General features: G+C 70.8%; 5 protein-coding genes. 2 read left to right on the top strand and 3 right to left on the bottom strand.

Going from position 1 to position 6,681, the window contains the following annotated elements:
- Positions 1-35: 35 nt before the first annotated feature.
- Positions 36-932 carry a TatD family hydrolase gene (locus tag ACQ0O7_RS06105; RefSeq protein ID WP_430780762.1) on the bottom strand — a complete coding sequence of 299 codons (897 nt, stop codon included), beginning with the start codon at positions 930-932 and terminating at the stop codon, positions 36-38.
- A gap of 76 nt (positions 933-1,008) precedes the next feature.
- Here ACQ0O7_RS06105 and ACQ0O7_RS06100 point away from each other — a divergent pair, with 76 nt between their 5' ends.
- A complete protein-coding gene (locus ACQ0O7_RS06100; RefSeq protein WP_430780989.1) occupies positions 1,009-2,037 on the top strand; it encodes a hypothetical protein in 1,029 nt (342 codons plus the stop codon).
- Positions 2,038-2,096: 59 nt separating this feature from the next.
- Here ACQ0O7_RS06100 and ACQ0O7_RS06095 read toward each other — a convergent pair whose 3' ends face one another.
- Both ACQ0O7_RS06095 and metG read right to left on the bottom strand, forming a co-directional pair.
- The gene (locus ACQ0O7_RS06095; protein ID WP_430780761.1) at positions 2,097-3,434 is read right to left on the bottom strand and encodes a PKD domain-containing protein; all 1,338 of its coding nucleotides are present in this window, start codon (positions 3,432-3,434) and stop codon (positions 2,097-2,099) included.
- Between the two features lie 220 nt (positions 3,435-3,654).
- Entirely contained in the window at positions 3,655-5,460 is a 1,806-nt protein-coding gene (gene metG, locus ACQ0O7_RS06090; protein ID WP_430780760.1) for a methionine--tRNA ligase, read from the bottom strand.
- A 186-nt stretch (positions 5,461-5,646) separates the two neighbouring features.
- On the opposite strand from metG, the gene ACQ0O7_RS06085 reads away from it, so the two are divergent.
- Positions 5,647-6,321 (top strand): hypothetical protein, encoded by a 675-nt coding sequence (locus tag ACQ0O7_RS06085; protein WP_430780759.1) that lies wholly within the window; start codon positions 5,647-5,649, stop codon positions 6,319-6,321.
- Positions 6,322-6,681: the final 360 nt, after the last annotated feature.

Genomic DNA, 6,681 nt, shown 5'->3' with positions numbered 1-6,681 from the left:
CCCCCCCCCCCCGCGGCACACGGGCTGGCGGCCCCTCAGGCCCAGCCGCCGAAGACCTCGTCGCCGGTGGCGGAGACGGTGGCACAGAGGGTGTCCAGGTCCGCGCCGGCGGCGGTGGCCAGCGCCCGCATGGTCAGCGGCACCAGGTAGGACGCGTTCGGCCGGCCCCGGTACGGCGTGGGCGTCAGATACGGCGCGTCGGTCTCCACCATCATCTGCCCGGCCGGGGTGATCGCGGCCGCCGCCCGCAGGTTGTGCGCGCTGGCGAAGGTGACCGTGCCCGCGAAACTCAGGTAGTAGCCCCGGCGCACACACTCGGCGGCGAACTCGGCGTCACCGGAGAAGCAGTGCAGCACCACCCGGTCCGGCGCACCCTCCTCGTCGAGCACCCGCAGCACGTCGGCGTGGGCGTCCCGGTCGTGGATGATCAGCGCCTTCGAGTACCGTTTGGCGATCGCGATGTGCGCCCGGAAGCTGTGCTCCTGCGCGGCCCGGCCGTCCTCGCCGGTCCGGAAGGTGTCCAGCCCGGTCTCCCCGATGCCCCGGACCCGGGGCCGGGCGGCCAGCGACTCGATCACCCGCAGCGCCTCGTCCAGGTCGTCGAGCCGGGGCGCCTCGTTCGGGTGCAGGGCCACCGCGGCCAGCACCGCGCCGTTCCGCTCGGCCAGGTCGGCACCCCACCGGGAGGAGTCGACGTCCACTCCGACCTGGACCAGCCGGTCCACGCCACCCTTGGCCGCGGCGGCGATGAGCGCCTCGATCGGGTCGCCGGACCCGTCACCGGGCACCCCGGCCTCCTGAACGGTCAGGTCGAGGTGGGTGTGGCTGTCGAAGACCGGGACGGCGAGCGGTTCGGGCGCCGGCGGGAACTCTCCGGATCGACGGGAGTCCTTCTTCCGGCGCGAATCCGATGGTGAAGACATGTGAGACATTGTGCACGGCGGGTTTCTGCGTAACCGCGCGTTCACCCGCGGTCCACCACGGTCGCTTAGGTTGCGCCGCGTGACCATGACGGGCGAGGACAGTGAGATAGGCGCCGACCCGCTGGAACCACCGCTGACGGCTCCGCTGCGCCGGGACCTGAACTGGCATCAGGTGCAGGCGATGAGCCAGTCGGTGGGCTACCGGGACGATGCGGTGCTGCGCGGGATCCGGGCGACGGCGGCGATCCGCCGCGGCACCCGGATGACCAAGGTGATCTCGCCCGCCCAGGTCGCCGGACATCTCGGCGGCTGGCTGCCGTACGGGTTCTGCCACCGCTCCCGCGACATCGCCCACCTGCGCGAGCCCCGGGACCTGGCACTGTTGCGCACCGACGGGGCGACCGACGGCGAGGTGACGTTCTCGCTGCGCTGGCGGGCGGTGGACCCGCTGGACTACGAGATCCCGGGTGCGCCGGCCCACCCCGGGCTGTCCGCGCTGCCCGGGCACTCCCGGATCGGTGCGATGGTGCTCGGCACCGGGTTCACACCGAGCGCCGACGATCTGATCCCGGAGTACGTGACGGCCGGGTTCGCCGATCTGCCGCTGACCGCGAACGCCCAGATCCTGGCCAATGTGCCGGGTGGTGACGAGGTCATCCTCTACACGTACCAGCCGGAGCAGCACGGCTGGCTGCGGCTGGCCGGCCCGCGCTGGCGTGGCCTGCTCGCCGAGATCCCCGGCGGCAGCCCGGACCGGGAGTACGTCCCGTGCACCGCGGCCGGCACCGCGCGGCTGGTCGGCCGGATCGACGACAACGAGTACGAGGCGGTCGCCGACCCGCCGGGCGAGTTCCGGGTGCGGGCGCTGACCCGGGCCGCCCGCTATCCGGTGCAGACCCTGAGCCGCCGGGCCGAGCAGGCCCGCTGGCGCGGCGCCGCCTGCTGGGTGCTGCAACGGGACGAGACCTGGGCCCGGCTGCGGTTGCTCCGCCCGGACGCCGACACTCTCGCCGCGACCGGCGCCCGGTGCTACGAGCGGGGCATCTACGAGTCGTGGGCACCGGTCGACGAGCTGTCCGACCACCACATCGCCGACATCGCCTACCAGATCTAGAGAAACGGCGATGCCCGCCGGGCCGTCGGGCTCAGCGGGCAGCACACGGGAAGTGCGGGTCAGTTCCGGGTGAGCCAGGCCTTGCGGGTCTTGGTCCGGCCGTTGTCCGCGCCGTCCCAGGTCCACACGTAGGCCAGGACACCCTGGTTCTTGGTGACGCCGGACGGCACCTTGAACGAGTACTTGCCCTTGGAAACCTTCATCACGACCGGGTTCTGGAGGCAGAGCCGCCGCTGACCGGCCGGGCTGTAGTAGCGCTTCCACTGCTTCTTGCCGTTGAGGCAGTAGTCCTTGCCGCTGGCGGTCGTCCGGAGAATGGTGCCGTAGACATACCGGACCCCGGCGCCCTTGTCCGCAACCGTGCCCCTGATCGTGCGCCACGAGCTGGCCTTGTTGGCCGGGGACGGCTTGGTCATGGTCAGCGTCGGCTTCCAGGGGTCCTTCAGCAGGTTCACGGTGCCGACGGTTTGGTTGACGCTGTAGCCCTTGGCGTTGAACCAGGCGATCTTGATAGGCCGCTTGCCGCTCAGTTTGCCCTCGCCGACCTGAACGTATTCACCCTGGGCGGAATCCCACTTGTACCGGTAGAGAATCAGCCCGGTGATCGAGGTGCCGTTCGTGGCCTTGTGGCCCGACGCCCAGCCGTCACTCCAGTCGATCCGGAACCGGGTCGCCCCAGCCGGCACCTTCTTGACGTTGATAGTGAACAGCTGCCCCTGGTAGGCGGTCTTCCTGCTGATCGACACCGTGCCGGTCGCGGTGGTCACCGCAACCGTCTTGGCCGGAGTGACGAAGCGGTTGCCGGCCCGGTCGGTGACCGTGACGGTGACCTTGAAAGAGCCTTTCCGGCCGTACGTCTTCTGCACCGACTTCGTGCTCGGAGCGAGCTTGCTCGTGGTGCCGTCACCCCAGTTCACCACCCGGGTGAGTGTCGCCGGGTCGTCGGTGGGGTCGTTGACGTCCGACAGCGTCTGGGCGAACGTGATCTTCTGGCCGAGCCACACCGACGTGTGGTTCAGCTTGAAGTCGGCCTTGTCCGGGGCGGTGGTGTCCTTCGCCGGGGTCGAACTGACGCTCGGCGACGGCGACGCCGGCTCCTCGTCCTCATCCTCGGTCACCGACGGCGACGGGGAGGCCGAGGACGCGGACACCGACGGGGAGGCCGACGGCGACTCCGACGTGGAGCCGCTGGGCGACGGGCTGGACGACTCGGTCGAGTCGACGCCGGTGCCGGTGCCGGTGCCGGTGCCGGTGTCAGTGTCGGTGCCGGACTCGGTGCTGGCGCTGGCGGGCGTGGTCGGCTCGGCGGAGGCCGGGGCGGCGTAGACCGCGCCACCGGCGACGACCGCGCCGCTGATCAGGGCGACCATGGCCGGCCTGAGGAGGCGTGACTTCAACGGAGACTCCTTATGAGCGATGTGGAGCCACACGAAGAACCAGCGCCGTTACGAACCGGTACCGATGAAACGCCCCCGTTCCCCGTGGCGGAGTGACAGTACCCGGTCCACACACGACCATCAATACCTTTTTGATCACCCGAAGTGTTGTCCGCCACATCGACGACGATGCCCGCCGGCGCAAGTCGCGCCGGCGGGCATCGGGACGGATAACAGCAGGTCAGGACTCGTCGCCTCCGAGCCGGGCCAGCTCCTCCTCGACCACCGACGGGTCCAGCTTGCGGAACACCGGCTTCGGCGCGGCGAGCGGCGTCCCGGCCACCAGCGGCACCGACTCCCAGCGCGCACCCACCGTGTAGTCACCGGTGAGCACCGGGTAACCCGGGCCGCCGTCCAGGTCCTCGACCTCCTCGATCCGCGGCATCGGCGCGTGCACGCCCTCGCCGCCGAGCAGCTCGAACACCTTCTGCGCGGAATGCGGCAGGAACGGGGTCAGCAGCGTGTTCGCGTCACTGACCACCTGGAGCGCCACGTGCAGGATGGTCCCCTGACGCGGCTTGTCCTCCTCGGACTTCAGTTTCCACGGGGCCTGCTCGGACAGATATTTGTTGGCCTCGGCGACCACCCGCATCGCCTCACCGATCGCCGCCTTCTGCCGATGCTTGCCGATCAGCTCACCGACCGTGGCGAAACCGGCCTTGGCCACCGCCAGCACCGCGAGGTCCTCCGGCGTGAACTCGCCCGGCGTGGGGATCACCCCGAAGTTCTTCGCGGCCATCGAGACCGAGCGGTTGACCAGGTTGCCCCAGCCCGCCACCAGCTCGTCGTTGTTGCGCCGGACGAACTCGGCCCAGGTGAAATCGGTGTCGTTGGACTCCGGGCCGGCCGCGGCGATGAAGTAGCGCAGGGCGTCGGCGTCGTAGCGCTCCAGGAAGTCGCGCACGTAGATGACCACCCGGCGGGACGAGGAGAACTTCTTGCCCTCCATCGTCAGGTACTCGCTGGAGACCACCTCGGTCGGCAGGTTGAGCTTGCCGAACTCACCGGGCTGCCCGGCCTTGTCACCCTCGCCCGAGTAGCCGAGCAGCAGCGCCGGCCAGATCACCGAGTGGAAGACGATGTTGTCCTTGCCCATGAAGTAGTAGCCGAGCGCGTCCTTGCCCTGCGCGTCGGCCGACCACCACTGCCGCCAGGCCTCCGGGTCACCGCTGCGGCGGGCCCACTCGATCGAAGCCGACAGGTAACCGATCACCGCGTCGAACCACACATAGATCCGCTTGTCGGCGCGGTCCCGCCAGCCGTCCAGCGGGATCGGCACGCCCCACTCCAGATCCCGGGTGATCGCCCGGGGCTGGAGATCGTCCAGCAGGTTGCGGGAGAACTTCAGCACGTTGGGCCGCCAGTTCTCCCGGCGGTCCAGCCAGCCGCCGATCGCCTCGGCGAACGCCGGCAGGTCCAGGAAGAAGTGCTCGGTCTCGACGAACTGCGGGGTCTCGCCGTTGATCCGGGAGCGCGGGTTGACCAGTTGCTCCGGGTCGAGCTGGTTGCCGCAGTTGTCACACTGGTCGCCACGGGCGCCGTCGTAGCCGCAGATCGGGCAGGTGCCCTCGATGTAGCGGTCCGGCAGGGTGCGGCCGGTGGACGGGGAGATGGCGCCCAGCGTGGTCCGGGCCACGATGTAGCCGTTGCGGTGCAGGCCCTCGAACAGCTCCTGCACCACCGCGTAGTGGTTGCGGGTGGTGGTGCGGGTGAACAGGTCGTAGGAGAGGCCCAGCCCGTGCAGGTCCTCGACGATCACCCGGTTGTACCGGTCGGCGAGCTGACGCGGGGTGACCCCGTCCGCGTCGGCCTGCACCTGGATCGGGGTGCCGTGCTCGTCCGTGCCGGAGACCATGAGCACGTCGTGGCCGGACATCCGCATGAACCGGCTGAAAACGTCGGAGGGCACCCCGAAGCCGGAGACATGACCGATGTGGCGCGGGCCGTTGGCGTAGGGCCAGGCGACCGCGGCGAGAACGCGACTCATGGTGTACCAGCGTAGTGACCGCCCCGACCGGACCGCGAACGGATTGCCGCCCGGTCGAATTGTCCCGACACGCCCGATCAGTGACGTGCTCCCGACGGGTAGCGGGCGTTCAATGACCGAGTGACCGGAAACCTTCCACTACCAGGGGAAACACCGCCAGAGCCGGCGATCGTCACCGGTACGCCGGTGCCCGTCGAGCCCCGCCCGGGGATCACGCCCCTGCCGGAGGTGACCGCCTCGCCGGACGTGGAGGCCCGGCTGGAACGGATGGAGAACTCGCCGTTCTGGCTCACCGAGGAGGAACGCGCCGCCGTCACCGCCCGGATCGCCGAACCGCCACCGCACCGGCGCCGCCGCCCGCCACCACCCCGCAACCCGGTGACCGCGCTCGCCGCGCTGGTCCTGCTCAGCCTGGTGGCGGCCTTCTTCGGCTGGGTCAGCGCGGAACCGTTCTGGCTGGCCGTCGGGCACGGTGACCACGGGTACGCGACCACCGCCCGCTGCCAGGGCGACGGGCTCGCCCAGCGCTGCACCGGGCGGTTCACCACCGCGGACGGCAGCCTCATCGTCTCCCGGGTGACCCTGCTCGGCGTCTCCGGCGACGGACGGCAGCCGGGGGCGATCACCCCGGCCCGGATGGTCGGCCCGGAGAGCGATCAGGCCTACACCGCGCCGGCCGGGACGGTCATGCACCTGCGCTGGGGCCTCGGCTTCCTCCTGGTGCTGATCTGCGGATACGGCATCGCGGTCGCCACCGGCGCCCGCCGGATGCCGTCCCGCCCGGCCCGCCGGGGAGCCACCCTGGCCAGCTTCCTGTGCCCGCTCCTCCTGCTGGGCGGTTTCCTGGCCGCCGCCTACTGACGGTCCCCAACCCGTGTGCCGTCTTGTGGTGCGCTCCGCGCCACAAAACGGCACACGACCAGCAAATCCTGCCCGCGTGCCAACTTGCGGCGCGTTCCGCACCACAACGCGGCACACGAGCCGAGCCACCGCACTCCGTGCCGAACAACGGCGCACCCCGCGCCACAACGCGGCACACGAGCCGAGCCGCCGCACTCCGTGCCGAACAACGGCGCGGAACGCACCACAACGCGGCACGCGGGCTGCGGGGCGGGTGCGGCTTGGGCCGCGCAGGGTGCGGGGTGGCGGTGGGGGGACGCTCACGCCCGGCGGTCGCGGTGCGGTCTGGGCGGGCCGCCGGCCTCGCGGGGACGGGGCGGG

The organism is Actinoplanes sp. G11-F43, from assembly GCF_050589265.1.
In the GTDB taxonomy this organism is placed as follows: Bacteria; Actinomycetota; Actinomycetes; order Mycobacteriales; family Micromonosporaceae; genus Actinoplanes.
This window is presented reverse-complemented; position numbering and strand designations above follow the sequence as displayed.

Excerpts from the sequence above, each read along its gene's own strand:
- ACQ0O7_RS06100 (WP_430780989.1), top strand. The coding sequence starts at position 1,009 with ATGACGGGCGAGGACAGTGAGATAGGCGCCGACCCGCTGGAACCACCG.
- metG (WP_430780760.1), bottom strand. The coding sequence starts at position 5,460 with ATGAGTCGCGTTCTCGCCGCGGTCGCCTGGCCCTACGCCAACGGCCCG.
- ACQ0O7_RS06105 (WP_430780762.1), bottom strand. The coding sequence starts at position 932 with ATGTCTCACATGTCTTCACCATCGGATTCGCGCCGGAAGAAGGACTCC.